The organism is Spirosoma lacussanchae, assembly GCF_005870035.1.
GTDB lineage: Bacteria > Bacteroidota > Bacteroidia > Cytophagales > Spirosomataceae > Spirosoma > Spirosoma lacussanchae.
This window is the reverse complement of the sequence record NZ_SWJG01000006.1, coordinates 189,432-208,662: the sequence shown is the minus strand read 5'-3', so window position 1 is coordinate 208,662 and position 19,231 is coordinate 189,432. Positions and strand designations below refer to the sequence as shown.

General features: G+C 51.2%; 19 protein-coding genes. 10 read left to right on the top strand and 9 right to left on the bottom strand.

Annotated elements, in window-relative coordinates:
* Positions 1-40: 40 nt before the first annotated feature.
* Genes FBR45_RS20390 through FBR45_RS20375 form a run of 4 tightly spaced genes read left to right on the top strand, consistent with a single transcriptional unit; the run spans position 41 to position 4,118 of the window.
* Positions 41-1,336: a sensor histidine kinase gene (locus tag FBR45_RS20390; RefSeq protein WP_138505743.1), complete on the top strand. Its 1,296-nt coding sequence runs from the start codon at positions 41-43 to the stop codon at positions 1,334-1,336.
* Positions 1,333-2,010 (top strand): response regulator transcription factor, encoded by a 678-nt coding sequence (locus FBR45_RS20385; RefSeq protein WP_138505741.1) that lies wholly within the window; start codon positions 1,333-1,335, stop codon positions 2,008-2,010. Before FBR45_RS20390 ends, FBR45_RS20385 begins: the two co-directional genes overlap by 4 nt.
* 32 nt (positions 2,011-2,042) lie before the next feature.
* A complete protein-coding gene (locus tag FBR45_RS20380) occupies positions 2,043-3,137 on the top strand; it encodes a hypothetical protein (protein WP_138505739.1) in 1,095 nt (364 codons plus the stop codon).
* A gap of 33 nt (positions 3,138-3,170) precedes the next feature.
* A complete protein-coding gene (locus tag FBR45_RS20375; protein WP_138505737.1) occupies positions 3,171-4,118 on the top strand; it encodes a TolB family protein in 948 nt (315 codons plus the stop codon).
* On the opposite strand, the gene FBR45_RS20370 is transcribed toward FBR45_RS20375, so the two are convergent.
* Entirely contained in the window at positions 4,112-5,272 is a 1,161-nt protein-coding gene (locus tag FBR45_RS20370) for an alpha/beta hydrolase family protein (RefSeq protein ID WP_246082321.1), read from the bottom strand. The genes FBR45_RS20375 and FBR45_RS20370 overlap by 7 nt on opposite strands.
* 308 nt (positions 5,273-5,580) lie before the next feature.
* Here FBR45_RS20370 and FBR45_RS20365 point away from each other — a divergent pair, with 308 nt between their 5' ends.
* From FBR45_RS20365 to glgX, 5 genes are all read left to right on the top strand, one after another.
* Positions 5,581-6,297: an OmpA family protein gene (locus FBR45_RS20365; RefSeq protein ID WP_138505733.1), complete on the top strand. Its 717-nt coding sequence runs from the start codon at positions 5,581-5,583 to the stop codon at positions 6,295-6,297.
* A 42-nt stretch (positions 6,298-6,339) separates the two neighbouring features.
* The gene (locus tag FBR45_RS20360; protein ID WP_138505731.1) at positions 6,340-6,555 is read left to right on the top strand and encodes a hypervirulence associated TUDOR domain-containing protein; all 216 of its coding nucleotides are present in this window, start codon (positions 6,340-6,342) and stop codon (positions 6,553-6,555) included.
* Between the two features lie 3 nt (positions 6,556-6,558).
* Positions 6,559-6,909, top strand: a complete 351-nt coding sequence (locus tag FBR45_RS20355; RefSeq protein ID WP_138505729.1) for a DUF3140 domain-containing protein — start codon at positions 6,559-6,561, stop codon at positions 6,907-6,909.
* A gap of 147 nt (positions 6,910-7,056) precedes the next feature.
* Positions 7,057-7,512 carry a ferritin-like domain-containing protein gene (locus FBR45_RS20350; RefSeq protein ID WP_077922718.1) on the top strand — a complete coding sequence of 152 codons (456 nt, stop codon included), beginning with the start codon at positions 7,057-7,059 and terminating at the stop codon, positions 7,510-7,512.
* A gap of 199 nt (positions 7,513-7,711) precedes the next feature.
* Positions 7,712-9,835, top strand: coding sequence for a glycogen debranching protein GlgX (gene glgX / locus FBR45_RS20345; protein WP_138505727.1), 2,124 nt, complete (start codon positions 7,712-7,714; stop codon positions 9,833-9,835).
* A gap of 54 nt (positions 9,836-9,889) precedes the next feature.
* Here glgX and FBR45_RS20340 read toward each other — a convergent pair whose 3' ends face one another.
* From FBR45_RS20340 to FBR45_RS20310, 7 genes are all read right to left on the bottom strand, one after another.
* Positions 9,890-11,044 carry a glycosyltransferase family 61 protein gene (locus FBR45_RS20340; protein WP_138505725.1) on the bottom strand — a complete coding sequence of 385 codons (1,155 nt, stop codon included), beginning with the start codon at positions 11,042-11,044 and terminating at the stop codon, positions 9,890-9,892.
* 153 nt (positions 11,045-11,197) lie between these two features.
* Positions 11,198-12,565, bottom strand: coding sequence for a Gfo/Idh/MocA family protein (locus FBR45_RS20335; protein WP_138505723.1), 1,368 nt, complete (start codon positions 12,563-12,565; stop codon positions 11,198-11,200).
* Between the two features lie 115 nt (positions 12,566-12,680).
* On the bottom strand, positions 12,681-13,406 hold the full coding sequence (locus FBR45_RS20330; RefSeq protein ID WP_138505721.1) for a DUF3891 family protein: 726 nt from the start codon (positions 13,404-13,406) through the stop codon (positions 12,681-12,683).
* A gap of 82 nt (positions 13,407-13,488) precedes the next feature.
* On the bottom strand, positions 13,489-13,992 hold the full coding sequence (locus FBR45_RS20325) for a pyridoxamine 5'-phosphate oxidase family protein (RefSeq protein ID WP_138505718.1): 504 nt from the start codon (positions 13,990-13,992) through the stop codon (positions 13,489-13,491).
* Positions 13,993-14,077: 85 nt separating this feature from the next.
* Positions 14,078-14,488: a four-helix bundle copper-binding protein gene (locus FBR45_RS20320; protein WP_138505716.1), complete on the bottom strand. Its 411-nt coding sequence runs from the start codon at positions 14,486-14,488 to the stop codon at positions 14,078-14,080.
* A 30-nt stretch (positions 14,489-14,518) separates the two neighbouring features.
* Positions 14,519-14,701 carry a DUF2188 domain-containing protein gene (locus FBR45_RS20315; RefSeq protein WP_246082320.1) on the bottom strand — a complete coding sequence of 61 codons (183 nt, stop codon included), beginning with the start codon at positions 14,699-14,701 and terminating at the stop codon, positions 14,519-14,521.
* A gap of 849 nt (positions 14,702-15,550) precedes the next feature.
* Entirely contained in the window at positions 15,551-16,003 is a 453-nt protein-coding gene (locus FBR45_RS20310) for a DoxX family protein (protein ID WP_138505715.1), read from the bottom strand.
* 210 nt (positions 16,004-16,213) lie between these two features.
* Between FBR45_RS20310 and FBR45_RS26900 the strand changes: the two genes are divergently transcribed.
* On the top strand, positions 16,214-16,348 hold the full coding sequence (locus tag FBR45_RS26900; RefSeq protein WP_138505713.1) for a transposase: 135 nt from the start codon (positions 16,214-16,216) through the stop codon (positions 16,346-16,348).
* A gap of 203 nt (positions 16,349-16,551) precedes the next feature.
* Here FBR45_RS26900 and FBR45_RS20300 read toward each other — a convergent pair whose 3' ends face one another.
* Complete coding sequence (locus FBR45_RS20300; protein ID WP_138505711.1) at positions 16,552-18,438, bottom strand: fatty acid desaturase; 1,887 nt, start codon at positions 18,436-18,438, stop codon at positions 16,552-16,554.
* Between the last annotated feature and the right edge of the window lie 793 nt (positions 18,439-19,231).

The window sequence follows — 19,231 nt, the reverse complement described above, 5'->3', positions numbered from 1 at the left end:
TGGTAACCTTATCCCTTTATCCGCGTCTGCCCCTTATCCGATGAATCGGCTTCGACTGCTTGTTGTCCTGTCTGTCTTGAGCATCATTGGCATCCTGATCATGCAGGCGGTCTGGGTGCGCAGTGCCTACACCCTGCGGGAGCGGCAGTTCCGGCAGTCGGCGTTTATTGCCCTGCAGGATGTAGCCGATGAAGTAGCCCGGCTCAACCAGTTTACCCTGAACCGGTACGCCGTTACGCAGTTGTCGGCCGATTACTTTATTGTCAATACCGACGCCCCCATTGACCCGGTCACTCTCGAAACTCTTATTCAACGATCCCTGCAGCAACACAACCTGATAACGGATTACGAGTATGGGATCTACGACTGCGAAACAGACCGGATGGTATATGGCGCCTATGTCAGCACCAACGGCAAAGCCGGTCAGTCTTCGCGGGTGCTGCCTACCTTTCCCCGTTATACCTACTACTTCGGCATCCGCTTTCCGAATCAGTCCTTGTTTGTGGCCGGCCAGCTGAGTGGCTGGCTGTGGTCAACCCTGGTGGTGCTGCTGGTCGTGCTCTTCTTTGGGTATACGCTGATCGTTGTACTGCGGCAACGGCGGCTGACAGAAGTGCAGCGTGATTTCATCCATAACATCACCCACGAGTTGCAAACCCCCGTCTCGACCATCCGGATAGCAGCCGATGTGCTACAGTCCGACCTGATCATCGATCAACCGGCGCGGCTGAAACAATACGCCCGTATCGTGATGGAAGAAAGTCTCCGGTTGCAGAAGCAGGTGAGCAATGTGCTTCGGCTAGCCCGTACCAACCAAACCGGCTTCCGTCTTACCTGTTCTGATGTTGATCTGCATGCCCTGATGCGCGCAGCCGCCAGCACCTTCGCTCCCTATGTTACGCTCGACCTTAGGGCGGCCGAGGGGCGGGTATGGGCCGATCCGTACCACCTCGAAACGGCATTGACCAATCTGATCGACAATGCCATCAAGTACAGTCAGCCTACCCCCGCGGTTGTGCTCCATACGCATATTGATAAGGGTCGGCTGGTCTGGTCGGTGAGCGATACGGGGATCGGCATAGATCCGGTTTACCACAAAGCGGTATTCCACCAGTTTTTCAGGGTGCCGACCGGTCACACGCCCACAGCTACCGGGTTTGGCCTTGGGTTGTATTATGTGCAGCAGGTAGTACGGGCTCATCGCTGGCAGCTGTCGCTTAGCAGTTCGCCGGGACAGGGCAGCTCGTTTACCATCTGCGAACGGGCAGGAACCCGCAGCCATTCGACCAGCCGCCCGGCCCCAACCTCCGCTCCCCTTTCCCTGCCGCAGCCTTGACACCCGCCCGCATTTTATTTGTCGAAGACGATGTCAACCTGGGCTTCGTCGTAAAGGATACCCTTTCGATGGTCCCCTTTGCCATTACCCACTGCACCAACGGTTCCGATGCCTGGGCTGCTTTTCAGGCTGGTTCGTTTGATCTGTGTCTGCTCGATGTCATGCTCCCCCAGAGCGACGGCTTCACCCTGGCGCGGCAGATCAGGGCACTGAATACACAAATTCCTATTCTGTTTCTCAGTGCGCTGGGCGACAAAGACAGCCGCTTAGAAGGACTCCGGCTGGGTGCCGACGACTATCTGACCAAACCCTTCAGTATTGAGGAGTTGATCCTGAAAATCCGGGTTTTTCTGAAGCGGGCTGCAACGGTACCTGCCCGACCCGATTCGGCCCCGGCGTTCCGGTTCGACCGCGCTAATCTGACGCTGTGCGTAAACGGAAAAGAGCAGTCCCTCACCCACCGCGAGGCTGATGTGCTCACCTACCTGCTGATACGCCCCAATACACTGATTCGGCGCGACGAACTGTTACGCGCGGTCTGGGGCGACGATGACTATTTCATGGGCCGCAGTCTCGACGTTTTTATCTCCCGGCTGCGGAAACGGCTCGCCGAAGTTCCTACTATCCGGATCGATAATGTCCACGGCGTTGGCTTTGTGTTCAGGCAGGAATAATCGTAGTTTGCGCCACAAAAGCTCCCTACACCATGAACCACCATATTTCTTCTACCTTCCTGATCCTGACGATTTTTGGTCTGTCCTGTCAGACAAGCCGCCCACTCACGCAGGCTCCTGCCTCTGCCGCCATAACAGCCGAAGGGTTGCTCAACTGCTTCAGCCCGGGTACCTCTCTGGATGGCAAACCAGTCTGGTGCGAAGCTTCGGCCGTAGCCTATGATGGTAAACAGGTGCTGGTCGCCAACGATAAAGACATGCCCGGCAATCTGAGCCCGGTATTTACGAAAGCCACCACGACCCTGTCTGACTCAACACAGGCCCCTGCTTACCTGATGGCCCCCGCTTACCCGGCGGGCCGAAAGTATGAAGACTTTGCCCAGACACCCGACCGCAAGTTTGTCTTACTCACCACCGCCTTTGACCGGGTTAAGGCAGGCAGCCCTGACTGGGACAGCTACAACACGATTCTCTACTGGCGTACGGGCAATGAGCAGACGCCCCTGGTGCTTGCCCACGACGATACCAGCCGGACCTCAGTAGCGTATCGGCAGAAGCTATCGCGCGTGCTGGCGACCGAGGAGTTTCCCGACGGTGTTCCGTACTTCAAGATCGAAGGGCTGGCAGCTACCAGCCAGTTTCTGCTTTTCGGGATTCGCGAAGCTGGTAAAGCGTTTGACTCCTTTAAACCGGTCGATAAGGTGGTTGCCGTATCGTATTCAGTCAATGGTGATCGTATCCGGCTTGCCGACGACTGGCGCGTAGTGGCCGACTTTGACCCCACTAAAGCCGAACCCGCCCTTCCGCAGCCGCTGAGCCTGTCGAGCCTGGAATACGACCCGGCCCGGAACCGGTTCTGGCTGCTGACATCGCTGGAAACCAAAACCAAACTGGACGCTTACCTCTGGAGTATTTCGGCCGATGATCTGTTTAGCAACAAACCATTCACCCTGGTTCGGGATGCGCAGGGTCAACCTCTCCACTTCAACCACAAAGCCGAAGACCTCACCCCCCTCAACCGGAACCAGCTGCTGATCATCCACGACGACGATCGTTTTCAGCTTCCGGTAGGTAACCAAACGCGCCAGCCTCACCAGGCGCCGTACAGTATTGTTACAGTAAACTGATTAGAGTTACCCTGCTGAGGTCTTTACCCCGTTATGCATAAACTTATCATAACGATCGGCCTTTCAGCCTGGCTGGTGGGAGCTGCTATGGCCCAGTCGGTCCAGCAGCCTGTCCTGAGCAAACTGGAGATCTACACCCTGGGCACGAAAAGCCGACGGGTTGTGCGGCAGGATAGCGTACGGTTCGAAGCGCCCAACTGGACGCCCGACGGTAGGTACCTGATCATCAACGAGCGCGGGCGCCTGTACCGGGTAACCGTGAGCGATGGGCGTAAAGAACTGATCGACACCGGCAGCGCCAGAGCCTGTAATAACGATCATGGCCTGACGCCCGATGGCAAAACGCTTATCATCAGCAACAACACCCGCACCGATGCTACGGGGCCGTCGCCCTCCAGAGTATATACAGTACCCATAAGCGGTGGCGAGCCAACCCAAATTACTCCCCTGGGCCCATCATACTGGCATGGTGTCTCTCCAGATGGAAAAACGCTCGCCTATGTTGGGGAACGGGCTGTTGGGCCAACGGGGCAGGCGGATTTCGATATCTATACCGTTCCGATCACCGGCGGTCCCGAAACGCGGCTCACAACTAGCCCCGGCCTGGACGACGGGCCTGAATATTCGCCCGATGGCCAATATGTGTATTTCAACTCGTACCGGACCGGCCGGATGCAGATCTGGCGAATGCGGCCCGATGGCTCCCAATCCGAACAGATCACCGACGATGCCTACGCTAACTGGTTTCCACATCCATCCCCCGATGGCCGCTGGATTGTATTCATCAGTTATATAGAAGACCAGAAGTCAGCGCACCCCGCCGACAAAGAGGTTATGCTACGGTTGATCGACGTAAAAAGTCTGGGACAAAAAAAGACCGGACCAGTTCAGGAACTGGCCCGGTTCAGGGGTGGTCAGGGCACGATCAACGTGGCAAGCTGGTCACCAGACAGCCGATCGTTCGCCTTCGTGAGCTACTGAACGTTCCGGAAAAACTCGTAGGTGCCGGTGATGAATTCGACGACGCCGGTGCCGTGGTTGGCTCCGCGCATGGTGCGCAGTTGTACGGCGGTAGCCCCCCGCTTCTGCATAGCATCGTAAGCATTCTTTGAGTTCAGGTAAAACACTGTATCGTCCGCATCGCCATGATAAAGCCGGGTTGAGGTGCGAGGCTTCCAGTCGTAGATATCGTTGTCCTGCACGGCAGCAATGAATTCTTTGTCGGTACCGTTGGTGATAGCCTGTTTAAAGCTGTCGGTAAACGCCTGATTCATGCTGACGTTGATACTGGTATTAGCGCCACTAGCGGCTACCCGCGACGCGTACGGCTCTTTAAAGTAATAGCTAGCGGGCCGGTTAAGGCCATAGATACGGTCGTAAGTGAGCAAAACCCGCAGATATAACCGGTTTATGTAATCGACTCCGCTGGTCGGTTTGCTGATGATCTCCCGCATGAATGACGATTTATCGTAAGCGCCCGCTCCGCAGCTGGACGCTACCAGATTAAACTCTGATCCGGTTTCTTCTTCCAGCTTCTTCTGCAGAGCCAGCGTGGCGTACCCCCCTTCCGAATAGCCCGCCAGATACAGTCGTTTGTCCCAGTTTACCTTCTGATCGGCTAAGAAGTCGCGGGTAGCCCGCAGCATATCGAGCGAAGCCGTTGCCAGACTCTTGTTGTGCTCGTATGGGTGCGGAACCGTATTCGAGGCACCATAGCCTATGTAGTCAGGAGCCGCAATGATATAACCCTGAGAGGCAAACACCGATCCAAACGTATAGGCTTCACTACTCGATCCATAGCGGGATGGCGCTTCACTATCGTTTTGAATCGTTCCGTGCTGCATGCTCAACAGCGGAGCCGCGGTCTGCACATCCGGGATCAGCAGCGCTCCCGATGCCGTTATGGGTTTTCCGTCGGTGTTGGTCGTCTGGTATTCGAGCCGATAGGCTTTTATTCCGTGTACGATAAACGCTTTGAACAGCGCACTCCCCCCCGAAAACCGGCTTTGCAACTGACTCACTGAATACTCACCAATCAGCGAACTACTGACCAGCGTTCGGGCGGGGGGCGGGTTAGGGACTACCGGGTCGGTCCGGTTGGTTGTCTGGCAGCCGGTAGGGGCTGAAACAAGCATGACGCCCAAAAGCATCAGCATCAAAACTGATTTGAGGGTTACCATCTAGAAGCAGAAAAAATGAAAAGAAGAAACGCTGGGCGGGTGTAGAACAGACTCCACAAGAATAGGCATCTGACTTCCCGTTTACTCTACTATATTACTTGGTATTAGTATAACTCATTCGATTGGAAATAAAATCCCAATATGAGTTAAATACTTGTTCTGCAGCTAGTTAATCTCCATAATCCCCTGATCGTCACAGCCTATAGAGTATCTTGGTACACCTTTTGGACCTGTAGAGTCAGTACCAACAAGTATTCACTACAATGAAACGTCAATTCATAACAATCGGAACAAAGTCGCTGGTCGTATTCGCTGCGGTTGGTCTTTTATCCACCAGTACGCTTACGAGTTGCAAATCACAGGGGAACCTGAATAAAACCCAGAAAGGCGCTGCAGTTGGTGCAGGCGGTGGTGCATTGGTGGGCGGTATCATTGGTAAGAAATATGCGAAAGGCAACACGGCCATTGGTGCCATCATCGGCGCAACCGTAGGTGGAGCCGCTGGTGCGGTAATTGGTCGTCGGATGGATAAACAGGCTGAAGAGCTGAAACGAGAATTACCGAATGCCCAGATTGAGCGGGTGGGCGAAGGAATCAAAATTACCTTTGGCTCGGACATTCTGTTCGATGTCGATTCTTACCAGCTGAAGGCTGCTACCAAACAGCAGCTTACGGAATTTGCTCAGACGCTTAACAAATACGAAGACACGGACATCCGGATTGAAGGCCATGCCGACGCAACCGGTTCGGACGCTTATAATAAGAAGTTGTCTGACCGCCGGGCTAAGGCAGTCGGTGATTACCTCGCCACGCAGGGCGTAAAAACGTCACGTCTGGAAGAACTGGGATACGGCGAAGCACAGCCCGTGGCCGATAACACGACCGAATCTGGACGTCGGCAAAACCGCCGGGTTGACATAGCCGTGTTTGCCAACAAGCAGATGCAACGCGATGCCAAGGCTGGTAAACTGGAAAACTAATAGACTGTAATATAACGCGAAACGATCAATCCGAATGGAGTTATGGCAACGGTAAAAAAAGGCGACGAGGTCACGTGGAAATACGGTAAAGGCACAGCCGAAGGAAAAGTTGCCGAGGTTCATAAGGAAGATATCGAACGCAAAACGCAGGGAACCACCACTAAACGGAAAGGTTCTGCCGAGGAGCCCGCACTGGTAATCAGGCAGGGTAGCAAGAAAATTGTAAAATCGGCCAGTGAGGTCACCAAAAAGAGCTAGGTTATGGCAACTGCAACGCTCGACGCTGACGAGAAAAAGGCGATCAAAAGTGAGTTCGATGAGGTTGTTAACATGTCGGCTTCACAAATCGAAAAATGGCTCAAAACAGAAGAGTCGAAGTCGGTCGGACAAACGAAAGAGGGCGATGATGAATCGATTGGCCACCAGTCGGGCGAAAAAATCATCGACATTCTCGGTAAAAAGTCGGCCGATCTCTCCGAAGATGATTACGCACACATGCGCAAAGTGGTCAGCTATGTCCGGCGTCATAGTGCACAGCGTCCCAAACAGGTGGCTGGTTCCAACTGGGAGTATTCCCTGAAAAACTGGGGCCACGATCCTGGAAAAAAATAAATTTCGGTTTGCTGCCGGGTGGTGCATACGGTTTATTCAGCGGGCACCACCCGGCTCAAAACGGAACCCATTGCTTTCTGATTTACTCAACACAACGAACGTTACGAATTCTTTTCATTTCAACACAACCAACACAACACAAACGTTATGAATGTTAAAGAAACACGGGGCGAAGTCCTCGACCAACTGAATCGACTTCTAACAGACACGCGCGACGGAGAAAAAGGCTATCAGGAAGCTGCCGACAGCGTAAAAGATACGGAGCTGAAAAGCCTGTTCCTGGCGCAGTCGCGGCAGCGGGGCGAATTTGCCCTGGAGCTGGACCGCGAAATCCGTACCCTGGGTGGCGATCCGGACAACACAACTAGCCTGGCTGCTGATCTGCACCGGGCCTGGATCAATATCAAATCAACATTTGCCAGCAACGACGATAAAGCGACTGTGCAGGAATGCCAGCGTGGCGATCAGGAAGCACTGGAAAATTATAACGCCGTATTACAGGAAACGGATCTGGTAGCCAGCACCCGCGAACTGTTACTGCGTCAAAAGCAAAGCATCGAATCGGCCCATGCATCAATGGCTCGATTGGCCTTGGTAGTGTAGTGAATGGTGGGATCGGAAAGCCTGCCCTCGTTGAGGGCAGGCTTTTTTGTATATAGTCTACTAATTCAATTGATTAACAATATTTATCAAATTGCTGGTAAAAAGGCCTGGGTTAGCCTTAAACAATCGCTTCAATCAGGCAGTTATTTGATGAGCCTGTTTTATACAGTGCCATCACCATTCCTGCTTTACACACGTTATGAGCAAGCATAAATCTACCGTTTCGGCTCCGGCAGCCGATCAAATCAAACCCGGCAAACCGTACCCGCTGGGAGCCACGTTTGACGGCGAAGGCATCAACTTCGCCCTTTTCTCCGAGAATGCCACTGGCGTTTACCTGTGTTTATACGACGTGGCTGACCCCACCCAGGAAACCGCCATGATTCCGCTCACTGAGCGCACCGAGCTGGTCTGGCATATTCACATCGACGGCCTGCAGCCCGGTCAGCTCTACGGCTTCCGCGTCGACGGCCCTTACGATCCGCAGGCTGGTCATTTTTTCAACCCCAACAAACTGCTGCTCGATCCGTACGCGCGGGCTATCAACGCCCCCGTGAATCACAACAACGACTGGCTTGGCTACGATTACGAAGAAACCGAAGGCGAAGAAGGCAAGCATCTGGTCATGAGCAGTACAGACAGCGGCCCGAGCATGCCCAAGTCGGTGGTTGTCGACGATAAAGATTTCGACTGGGGTGAGGATACCGCACCGGCCATACCAATGCATCGGTCGGTTATTTACGAGATGCACGTGAAAGGATTCACCTACCAGCATCCTACCATCAACGAAACCCTCCGCGGTACGTACGCCGGTCTGGCTACCCCCGAGAGCATCGACTATCTGAAACGGCTGGGGGTTACGGCGGTTGAACTGTTACCCGTTCATCAGTTCACCGACGAGAGCTACTGGGGCTATAACAGCATCGGCTTTTTTGCGCCCCAGAACACCTACTCTTCGGCCGGCATGAATGGCGAGCAGGTCAACGAATTCAAACAGATGGTCAAAGACCTGCATGCCGCCGGTATTGAGGTCATTCTGGACGTTGTTTACAACCATACCGCCGAAGGTAATCAGCTGGGACCAACGCTGTCTTTCCAGGGCATCGATAACCGGGCCTACTATCACCAGGTTGGTGACAGACCGGATTATTACATGGATTATACCGGCACCGGCAACACGTTCAACCTAAGCCACCCACGCGCCCTGCAGCTGGTCATGGATAGCCTGCGTTACTGGGTAACAGAAATGCACGTCGACGGTTTCCGCTTCGACCTGGCATCGGCGCTGATTCGGACAGACGAAGAAGTAGGTCGGGTTTCGTCGTTCCTCGACACCGTGGCGCAGGACCCTATTCTGACTCAGGTAAAGCTGATTGCCGAACCCTGGGATATTGGCTCATATCATGTGGGGGGCTTCCCGGTGCGCTGGTCAGAATGGAATGGTAAATACCGAGATGCGCTGCGTGGTTTCTGGAAGGGTGACGATGGCAAAGCGGCCGAAACGGCCCTGCGGTTGCTGGGTAGCCCCGACCTCTATGCCAACGACGGCCGGTCGCCGGCCAACAGTGTTAACCTGATTACGGCCCACGACGGATTCACTCTGAACGACCTCGTCAGCTACAACGATAAGCATAACGAAGCCAATGGCGAAGACAACCGCGACGGCTCGAACGATAACCTGAGCTGGAACTGCGGGGCCGAAGGGCCAACCGACGATCCGGCCATTGTTGAGCTACGCGAGCGGCAGAAGCGCAACTTCCTGTCTACCCTTCTTCTGAGCCAGGGGACTCCCATGATCGTGATGGGCGACGAATGTGGGCGCACGCAGCACGGGAATAACAATGGCTATAACCAGGATAGCGAAATAAGCTGGATGAACTGGCACTGGGACGATCGGCAGCAGGCGCTGTTCGACTTCTCAAGTGCGCTGACAAACCTGCGCCGGGATATTCCGCTGCTGAGTCGCCGTAAGTTCTTTGGTAGCGAGCAGGTCTCCTACCTGCGTCCTGATGGGCAGGAAATGACCAGCGACGATCTGAACAATCCGGGTACCCACTGTCTGGCCCTGTTTATCGACGGTAAACGTGTTGACGAACAGACCGAAGACGGTCAGGACATCGGCGACGAACAACTGATCTGGATTCTGAACGCTTACTGGGAAGACATCCCGTTCCTGCTGCCCAAGCTTGAGCGGAAAACCGCCACCTGGGAAGTGTTGGTTGATACGAACGCCGGTCAGGTCAGACCCGATGCCACGCCAACCAAAGGCGGGAAGGAGTTTGTCGTACCAGCGCGCTCGTCTATCCTGCTGCGGTTAAAATAATCAAGCTTACTCATTTTCCTGAAATAAAAGCGGACCGTCTGGTCCGCTTTTATTTTAATAGGCTGGCTCGAACAGCTGATCAAAGGCGGCTCGTAAGGCCGGGATGGATACATGAACGTCAGCTTCAAGATCGCGATCATCGTCCAGCGCACCGGAATAGGTAGCCGTGTACCGCAGCCCTGCCCAGGTAGACAGGTAGAGGAAATAATCGACCACGTACTTTGGCGAAAACAGTTCAAAGAGAGCGGTTCCGGGCTTACACCAGATCAGGTTTGTAAACGAAGCCCCGTGTGGGCCCAGAATGAACGACGCGTTGGAATAGATAGCAACCTGTTCGGCTACGGTTCGGGGTTCGTCGTTGATGACGGTGAACTGGTAGTCGTTCAACAACGTCATCAGCTCCGCTTCGTTGCTGACCCGACGGCGACCCGCCCGGCGGATGTAGATTCGTTCCGATTGCTGCCCGCGAACCGGCACCGCTTTTTCGACGCGATTCTTCAACGCCTGAATCGAGGCAGAGTTGGGGTACGACCAGTCGCCGTTGTTTGCCAGAATACAGCGGTCAGCGATCACTTCGGTATGGCGGCTGTCGATAATCTGATCCGGTCGAAACCCGAGCATGGTCAACAGCTCCCGTTCGTACGGTGTGTTGAACAGCGGGTAAGCCACCACCGCATTGGCCAGTACCTGAGCCGGTATGGTTTCTCTGATCCGGCAGAGCTTTGCCCCTACCAGCATCATGAAATCGTAATAACCTCCGTAACGAACGCCGTCGAGCTGGTGGCTCCAGGGTGCAATCAGCACTCTGGCCCGGACGGTTTTTCGCCTGGCTGGAAACAGGGCCGCCTTGACCACACCCCGCAGGTCATCGAAATCCGTACAGAGTACCCGCCCCTGGGTTCTGACACTGCCAAGAGGTAATACAACGGCTTTACTGGTTGGGCAATGGTAATCCCAGACGAAGCTGGTCTCGCTGATCGCTACGGTTTCGGCGAAAATGAGTTTATCGAGCTCCAAGGCGTCGTGTACGTTCCGTAGCTTCAGCTGATTACCCGCCTGCTCGGACACCACGTATTTCGCCAGAAACGAGTAGGTTTCGGAGCGGGACAGTAGCCTGAAGCCCAGCCAGCGCAGGAGAACAGGAACCAGCTTAGCCAGTAGGGATCGTAACGTACCAACAAGTGTTTTTTTAGGGGCAGAGGAAGTCATCTAAACAGACAGGCCTAATGGAAGAACCTGTCTGTTTGGACGCCTTTCGAGCCGAACCGTCAAAAAATGGGCTGAATATTTTATAAACGGTGTTTTGGCTGACGTGACCCGGCCGTTCTAAAAGCCCTGACCATTGGCTCGAACGTGTTGTGACTAGCTTTGGTACGGGTGTTTCCAGGGCTGTCGGTAGGGTCGTTTCAGCAAGGCGGTAGCCTCCTTGTCGCCCACGACAACGTGCTTTTTAGGATCGTATACCACCGGTCGGCCGATCTTCATAGAGATATTGGCCAGTATACAACTGGCGGTCGATATATGGGCTTCGTCGATGTTGGCTACGGGGCGGCCGTTCGTCTCGATCGCTTCCAGGAAATTAATCATGTGTTGCCGGGTAGCCGGGGCCGCGTTCAGTTCGATACGTTCTTCGGTAAGGTCTTCCGGATACTTTTCTTTCTCGAACACGACGTCTTTATGAATTTTGGCCGGCCCTTCTTTTCCCTGCGGCACAAAGTCGTAGCTCATCGTGCTGGCCATAAGCGTGCCTTTTTCTCCATAGAGCGTAAACGCCCATGGGTAATCGGGATTGGCGGGCGTTCCCCACGACCGGTGCTGCCACACACAATTCAGATTGTCGTACTCAAACACGGCTGTTTGCGTATCGGCAATGTTCGATTTGCCTTCGGTCTGCACATATATGCCACCGGTCGAGCTGATTTTATTGGGCCAGCCCAGACCCAGCATCCAGCGAACCGCGTCGAACATATGTACGCACATATCGCCCATAATGCCATTGCCGTATTCCATAAATGTGCGCCACCAGCGAATATGCGGCAGACCATCGTACGGACGAAGGGGGGCCGGGCCCGTCCACAGCTCATAATTGAGAAAATCCGGCACAGGCACTACCGCCGGGTTTCCGTTAGCTTTCATGTGGTAATAACAGCACATGTCAACATGCGATATCTTTCCCAGCAACCCTGCATCGACAATATTTTTCTTAGCATCGATCAGGTGGGGAGTACTCCGGCGCTGGGTACCTACCTGTACGACCCGGTTGTATTTCCGCGCAGCGGCTACCATTGCCTCCCCTTCCAGCACGTCGACGCTGATGGGTTTCTGCACGTAAACGTGTGCCCCTGACTTCATAGCTTCGATAGCCTGAAGCGCGTGCCAGTGGTCAGGCGATCCGATCAGAACAATGTCGAGTTTGTTTTCGGCCAGCATCTTCCGATAATCTTCGTACTGCCGGGGTGTCTGCCCCGATTTCTGACGCTGGCTAACTAGTTTTGCGGCCTGAGAAAGCTGATTTTTATCAACGTCGCACAGAGATACCACCTCGACCGGGGCAACCTGAATCAGCCGGAACAAATCGCTTTTACCGTACCAGCCCGTGCCGATCAGGCCTACGCGGTACGTTTTGGGAGGGGTCGAAAAAGCCAGACTATTGGCACCCAGCGTAGTAAGAGCGAGCGACGCTGACGTACCCTGCAGGAAGCGACGGCGGTTTATCGTGACCGTTTGCATGATTAAACGAACGTAAAGGTGTAACTTAGGAATAGCGTTCCCAAGTTAAGGGATCGGCCGGTAAATATCAGATTTACGCCCCCTTTAAACGACAGACTCGCTCAGCATTGGTCGATCACTGCCTGAACGTCCAGACTTTCACCGCAACGGGCGCATCCTGAATAGCATTGTACAGCTCTTCGTCCGAGCTAAATACCAGTTGCTTCAGCGGGAAGGTTTCGACGTGTATGGTTAATTCTGGCTGATCGAAGGGCCAGGGATCGAGGCAAAGCGATTCATCGGGACGCTGTAAGATGTAATAAGACACGCCATCGGGCCCCACGCTTACCTCTAAACGTCGGCCTTCGGGAGGCACCTGATCCAGACAAAGCACCAGCGAGAGCGCATCGCACCACTGCACAAAATCGTAGGCATACTGGGCTTCGGCTTTACTGGCTCCGCACTGCCTGCGCCACTTTTTCTGGTTATCGACCTGCTGATCCAGGAACTCGTCCAGAGCGGCATCCGTCCCCCGTTTGGGTTCGTACAGAAAAGACGTATGCATTGACAGCATTAGGGCGTTCCAGCGGCTCTTCTGCAGGCCAATCTGGATCATACTCCGACACTGATCTACCGAGTACTGGAGAATCTGGAAATGGAGTGGGGCACCAGCCGTGGTCAGGTGGTTACGGCCCTGCCAGGGGTCCTGCCCGTCGTCGTGCTCAGTCAAAGCTATGAGGGTCTCTACCCAATAGATGGGGCGTTTCGCGTCCTGCCAGTGCATAGCCGCCTGCAAAGCCAGCAGCCCGTGCGCCTGCTGGTTAATAATTCGCCAACCTTCGTCGGTTTGGGTAACGATCATCTTCTGAGTAGTAACACAAAGCGAGCCGAACGACCGACTGAAGCAGTTGCTTCGGCCAGCCGTTCGGCTCGCTTTATTACTGTTAATTGTATACTTTTTCGTTTTCGCCCATTTTGGGTGTTGTTCCCGTCAGCGCAGCCGTGGCTTGCTGAAACAGCCGAACCATGGTGCTGTCGTTAGAATCCCAATACTCAGCCATACGGGTATGCACCTTGAGCAGCGTCAAATTCGGATCGTCTTTTCCGTTGGGAAACCAGGCTTTTGCCTGCGGATTCCAGAGCTCGTCAATCTTGGCCTGATCGTGAAATTCTTCGGCCGTACCCGAGATAGATACGTAATCAGCATCGCTAACATTGGCGAAGGCTATGTTGACCTGCCGATCGTGCTGCTCGATCTGATCTACTTTGGGAGACGTTTTTTGGGTAAAGAACCAGAGTGTACCGTCTTCATCCATCTGTAAAACAGCCATTGGCCGACTTTGCAGATGACCTTCTTCATCGACGGTTGTCATCATGGCAATCCGAATGTCGCCAACCATCTTACGTACTTTCTCCAGCTGGTCGTTTTTCTGTGGTTTCGTTTCCATAACGCGAATTGGTTGTCATATCAGGTAGCATCAAAGCCCGGTGTTGACGGGCAAGTCGTCTGCTACCTACCCTATATGACTCGAATTAGTTGTATAATGTTTCGCGTAGGTCAATTCCGTAAAAAAGCGACATAGGGGTTGTAGCCGGATGTACGGCATTGGTCTGACCGCTCATTTCCAGAATGCTCACGCAGCAGTGAATCGTTTGCTGACACATAGCGTATACCTGCTGGCAGCGATCGTTTTCAAACTGGAGTACTTCCTGGGCGCATTTTTCACAAACCTCAATACAGGCGCTGGCCAGCAGACGGGTGTTTTCCGAACCGCGGACGTATAGCATGGCCAGCTGACGGCACATATCGGCGCAATCGAGATTCAGGAAAATGCTCCGGTACCAGTTTTCAATGTCTTCATGCCTTGAGCATTCGGTTGCAAACGAATCACAGAGTGTGGCACAGCCAGTAAGGGTGTCGTAGATGTTCTTCTTCCAGATCATAACGCGATGACTATATTGAGGTTGGGGTCATTAAACAAATGAATGTGTGCTCTGCACCAGCGAATCATTATCACTGTGCAACCGGCGGGCCAGCCGACGGGCCTCGCTCACACTGGTCAGAATAACCTGCTGCTTATCCAGCTGTCCCTGTTCCAGAAGCTGGTTGGCAATCTCAATAGCTTTGGCCCGGGTACCGGGGTTAAGCGAACGCATTGCGGCTGGGAAGTGAGTAGCGGTCCACATCATGGTAGTTACCTTTTCGCAAAACAGAGTACCTATATCATGCCACGACATGAACTAGCCGGTCTTCAGGCTAAATAGACAAGCATAAGCCATTAAAAATCAGCAGCTTGAAAAATACGCATCGGCTCTTTTTTTGCGCCAGGCAATATCAGTTCTTCAATGACTGTGTATATTCTGCCGGGTCAGTGTGTATTAAATTACCCAATGTTTATCATCAGACAACCCCACATGTCCAGGGGGTGCACTGTTATTACTGCAGACGCGTCGTACGTGTGATTCCAGACCAGTCTCAACGGCGCAGAATCAGTTATCGCTCCTCCGTTAGCAAGAGCATTGGCGAAAACGAGGTGCCATAATTTGGCGAGCTGACCATAGCCAGGTTAAGAGGCTACCTAGGATGGCATTTTTCCCCCCGCCCTGTGCGGATGGACAGCCGTTATTAGAGTCCATTCGGCAGGATTAAGGGCCTGTATCGAATAAGGTGGGCAAACCGTCGAGGGCTTGTATCTTCAAGCCAGTGATTTGCTGGGAGAGAAATCGTCAATTAGATGGCGAGTTGGGCCAGTGATTTGGTGCCTTTTAGGGCTTCCAGTACCACCTTTACCTTGAAAGCTGAGTCGTGTGAACACGATAGGGTGACTTGGTCATAATTAGACATTGTGTAGCGAAACGCTTGAAGATTTAAGTTACACTACCTGTCCAATTTTTGGGGACCATTATAGTACCACAGCCAATAGTAGCCCGTAGAGAATCAACTGACGCATTCCTAAGCTTAAGTTTATACCAGTCCACCCCGTAGCAAGACCAGCTAAGTGAGATTTATAAGGCATTTTTTGTTAAACGAGCATCTAAGCTTGCCTTGCCTCCTCCGGCAATCAATACAATGAGTGTCAGGCCGAATAGCAGAATAAAATATTCGACACCTTCTTCCTTGTTAGCCTCGGCTCCCCAGTTCATAAAGAAGCCCGTCGTTAGGTGCGAGGTCAGGACAATACCGACGAAGTTGCCCAGAATTCCCAGCGCAGCGATGCGGGTAGCCAGGCCAAGAATAAGCAGTAGGGAGCCCAAAAACTCGATCAAAATAACAAGGAGTCCTACGATCCAGGGTAGGCCCGCCAGTTCAGTTAAAAAATTCATGCTAGATGCGAAGCCATCCCCGCCAAACCAGCCCAGCAGTTTCTGAGCGCCATGCGGGAAAACAACGATTCCAAGAGCCAGTCGGGCGATCAACGGTGTTAGATTGGCTGGATTAGTGGCAAATAATGATACCATAAATTGTCTTGTAGCAGTTTAAGAACCTATTTAAAAATAGGATAATGACAACTTAAAAACAGAGAATCAGCCTATTTTATGGGTTGATCCGAACGCTCCGGTAGCCTTGTAAAGATATACCCCACAGACCTGACTGATTCTGCCTGCGGTTCCCCGGCGGGGCAAGTTATCCAGGAAATCCTGGCCGGCAAGCGAAAACGTACATAGTCCTTGCGTGCTCTATTCAATACCTTGCTTTACGTCACCAAAACGGGTGGACAATGGCGACAAACGCCTAATAATTTACCGCCTTGGCCACTCTGCTATTGCTATTTCGGGAATCGGAGCGCTGAAGCGATGGCATAATGATGGTAGCTGGCAGAAACTTAATAGAGGCTGGTCGAACGCCGACGTAAAAAAGCCAAACCTGAAGCCTAGCCCAATGTGGGCATCATTGATTCGCCTACTGTGGATAGTAGTAAATTTCAAGGTGGTTTAGTTTTGTTGTACTAGTTGACTATGTTGAGAAAGAATTACCTTCTCTGTGTACTAATTCACGGGCCTATCAATTACAAATCCAGGGTTAAAGACTCGCCTTTGGCACGCGAAACACAAAGACAAATTTTCTTATTATCCATTTTCTCATCTTCACTCAGACAGGCATCAAAGTGTTCAATGTCGCCTGCTGTAACATCTGTTATACAAGTGCCGCAGGTGCCCTGCAGGCAAGAATATGGCACACTTATGTTATTGAGCTGAAGGCTATCTAGTATAGAAAGGTCTTCTGCTACCATAATGGTCTTTTTGCTTTTCAACAAATGTACCGCAAAGGATTTTCTGGTTTGAACCTGTAGACTTCCTGCATGAAAAGCTTCAGATTTTATTTGATTTTTATCCCAACCCATGGCTTGTGCGGTTTCTCTGATCCATTGGTTAAACTCAGTTGGTCCGCACACATAAATCAAAGTTCTGGGTTCTACCTTAGCTAGTATCTTAGAGAGATCTAATCCTGAACGGCCATTCAGACAATATTCTATGTTTGGCGCGAAAGACCAGTTTTCCAAAGCATGCTGAAAGGGAATCTGATCCTTTGAACGGGCGCAAACGTAAAATTCAAAATGTTTTTCTAATTCTGTTAACCGATGACTCATCGAAATAAGTGGTGTGATACCTATTCCACCAGAGATTAAAATATAACGGTCTGCATTTTCATAAAGTAGAAAATTATTTTTGGGAAAAGATAGGGTGATTTGATCCCCTTCCAGCAAAGTCTCATGAATCTCACGAGAACCTCCTCTACCATTTTCTTCTTTCTTAACCGCAATCGTATATTTATTCCTATCAAAAGGAGCGTTTACTAACGAGTAGGATCTTACTTTTCCTGATTTTAAATGTAAATCTATATGTGCTCCTGCTTCGAAGGCAGGAACACTCGCCAAGTCGATGGGTTCGAAAGTAAAGCTTTTAACGTTTGTAGCTACCTGTTCTATTTGGCTAACTCTGGCCAGAAAGGTTTGTTTTTCTTCCTGGATCAGGTACGATTTATAGGTTTCTGTGAAATGTTTATCTGGTCGGCTAAAAATATTTTTTTCTGGTATAAATTGTTTTTTAAAGACTCCATTGGCTAATTCCCATACCTTGAAATATTTGTACCATGGTACGTGGGGTAAAAAATGATGCATAGCATGATGCTCTTGCCCCAATAATCCATCTAGTATTAGTCGATTTGATTTTAATTTAAACGTAGTCAGAAAGGGATAGTCGTTCCACTTAACCCCTTCTGGGTGTGGAGAGTGTGCAAACCCGAATGCAGTAATCCAAATTCCTAATCTGGAAGGAATAAAAAAATACATACAGTATTCTGTTCCTATTGGACTCAACAGCATGAAGGCATGAAAAATTGGATTTAATCCAAACGTAAAAGCAAGGTGAGCCTTGGTTTTTGTAGGAATCCTTTTTCTGTTGTTGTATATCCAGTAAACCCAATACACTTCTGGAACAAATAACAGTAAATAGCCTATTGGATAATAATGAGTTGGAAAACTCACCATACGCTCGTCAGGGTCCAGGTCTTTGTCTCCTACATATCTATGATGGGACAAATGCAAATAGCGAAAGGCCGGTGCCGTTACAAACGGAAACAATACTTGTCCTGACAATGATCCTAAAACGTCATTAATCGTATTGTTATTGGAAACCGCTCTATGTGTACAATCGTGTAACGGCGTAAAAGCGGTATATATAAAAATTGCCATGATAGGGTATGCAACAAGTAATGGCATACCCCAATAAATATGAACCAAGATTAGCGAAAAAGGCACCAGATAAGCTAAGACAATAATACTTATCTGCTGAAAGGACAATAACGGAACACTAGATACTTTTTTATATTCAGGATCATGTACAACCTGATTAATAACTTCTCTTATTCTGGAGTTAGTAGCCGTGATACTCATATTGATTAAGATTAAGGGTCATTGTTGATCCGTTTTTGAAGTTCAACTCCTTGTGTAAACACAATCATTATTGACGTGCGAATTAGTCCACTCAAATATCACACACGACACGACCAATGAAACCAAGCCCTTACAAATCAAGCATTTATACTACCAGCTGAGATATGAAAGACGTAAAGGTAAATTTTACTTACTAAGACGTTTGTTTTGACGCAGGTAACCTCTCTATAAATTTTTTCTACCGTCAGACTATATAAGCTCAATGTCTATTCTTTGAAACAAGCTGTCCTGTATAATGTATATATGCTTTACCATACCATCGAATATCAGCTTACCCTGCAAACCTGTTACGACCTGGCACACCGCCACTTCCAGTGCCCCGTTTTGTCTTTTGATCAAGTTAACTGGTTCAACAATGGGATAAATTTCTGTCAACTACTCTGCCCAGTACGTTCGTATTGCCTCGTGTCCACTTACGTAACCCCCTTCAAAAGCTTTTGGCCATAGCACATCAGCGTGCATATGGGCTAAAACAGCGTCAGTACGACTGGCGTCAAAATCTAGATCGAGCTGACGAAAAATCGACGGAGAGTCCATCTTATTAAGCAGTTATGATCTCCTGATAACAGAGCAAAGCTAGGCCATACCGCCTGGTGTTGAGCGTCAGTAGTAGGTGATATTTTAACGGATTTGCTTGGGACTATTGTAGACAGACCACTTAACGGCAGATACCCAATTGAATTGACTGGGGTTTTTCCAAGCGTCGATCACAGCGATCTTCAACTTATTATCC

Coding starts and splice junctions, on each gene's coding strand:
- FBR45_RS20325 (WP_138505718.1), bottom strand. CDS start 13,992: ATGGAAACGAAACCACAGAAAAACGACCAGCTGGAGAAAGTACGTAAG.
- FBR45_RS20315 (WP_246082320.1), bottom strand. CDS start 14,701: ATGCGTTCGCTTAACCCCGGTACCCGGGCCAAAGCTATTGAGATTGCC.
- FBR45_RS20320 (WP_138505716.1), bottom strand. CDS start 14,488: ATGATCTGGAAGAAGAACATCTACGACACCCTTACTGGCTGTGCCACA.
- glgX (WP_138505727.1), top strand. CDS start 7,712: ATGAGCAAGCATAAATCTACCGTTTCGGCTCCGGCAGCCGATCAAATC.
- FBR45_RS20375 (WP_138505737.1), top strand. CDS start 3,171: ATGCATAAACTTATCATAACGATCGGCCTTTCAGCCTGGCTGGTGGGA.
- FBR45_RS20380 (WP_138505739.1), top strand. CDS start 2,043: ATGAACCACCATATTTCTTCTACCTTCCTGATCCTGACGATTTTTGGT.
- FBR45_RS20300 (WP_138505711.1), bottom strand. CDS start 18,438: ATGAGTATCACGGCTACTAACTCCAGAATAAGAGAAGTTATTAATCAG.
- FBR45_RS20350 (WP_077922718.1), top strand. CDS start 7,057: ATGAATGTTAAAGAAACACGGGGCGAAGTCCTCGACCAACTGAATCGA.
- FBR45_RS20360 (WP_138505731.1), top strand. CDS start 6,340: ATGGCAACGGTAAAAAAAGGCGACGAGGTCACGTGGAAATACGGTAAA.
- FBR45_RS20310 (WP_138505715.1), bottom strand. CDS start 16,003: ATGGTATCATTATTTGCCACTAATCCAGCCAATCTAACACCGTTGATC.
- FBR45_RS20340 (WP_138505725.1), bottom strand. CDS start 11,044: ATGACTTCCTCTGCCCCTAAAAAAACACTTGTTGGTACGTTACGATCC.
- FBR45_RS20370 (WP_246082321.1), bottom strand. CDS start 5,272: ATGCTTGTTTCAGCCCCTACCGGCTGCCAGACAACCAACCGGACCGAC.
- FBR45_RS20365 (WP_138505733.1), top strand. CDS start 5,581: ATGAAACGTCAATTCATAACAATCGGAACAAAGTCGCTGGTCGTATTC.
- FBR45_RS20355 (WP_138505729.1), top strand. CDS start 6,559: ATGGCAACTGCAACGCTCGACGCTGACGAGAAAAAGGCGATCAAAAGT.
- FBR45_RS20330 (WP_138505721.1), bottom strand. CDS start 13,406: ATGATCGTTACCCAAACCGACGAAGGTTGGCGAATTATTAACCAGCAG.
- FBR45_RS20390 (WP_138505743.1), top strand. CDS start 41: ATGAATCGGCTTCGACTGCTTGTTGTCCTGTCTGTCTTGAGCATCATT.
- FBR45_RS20335 (WP_138505723.1), bottom strand. CDS start 12,565: ATGCAAACGGTCACGATAAACCGCCGTCGCTTCCTGCAGGGTACGTCA.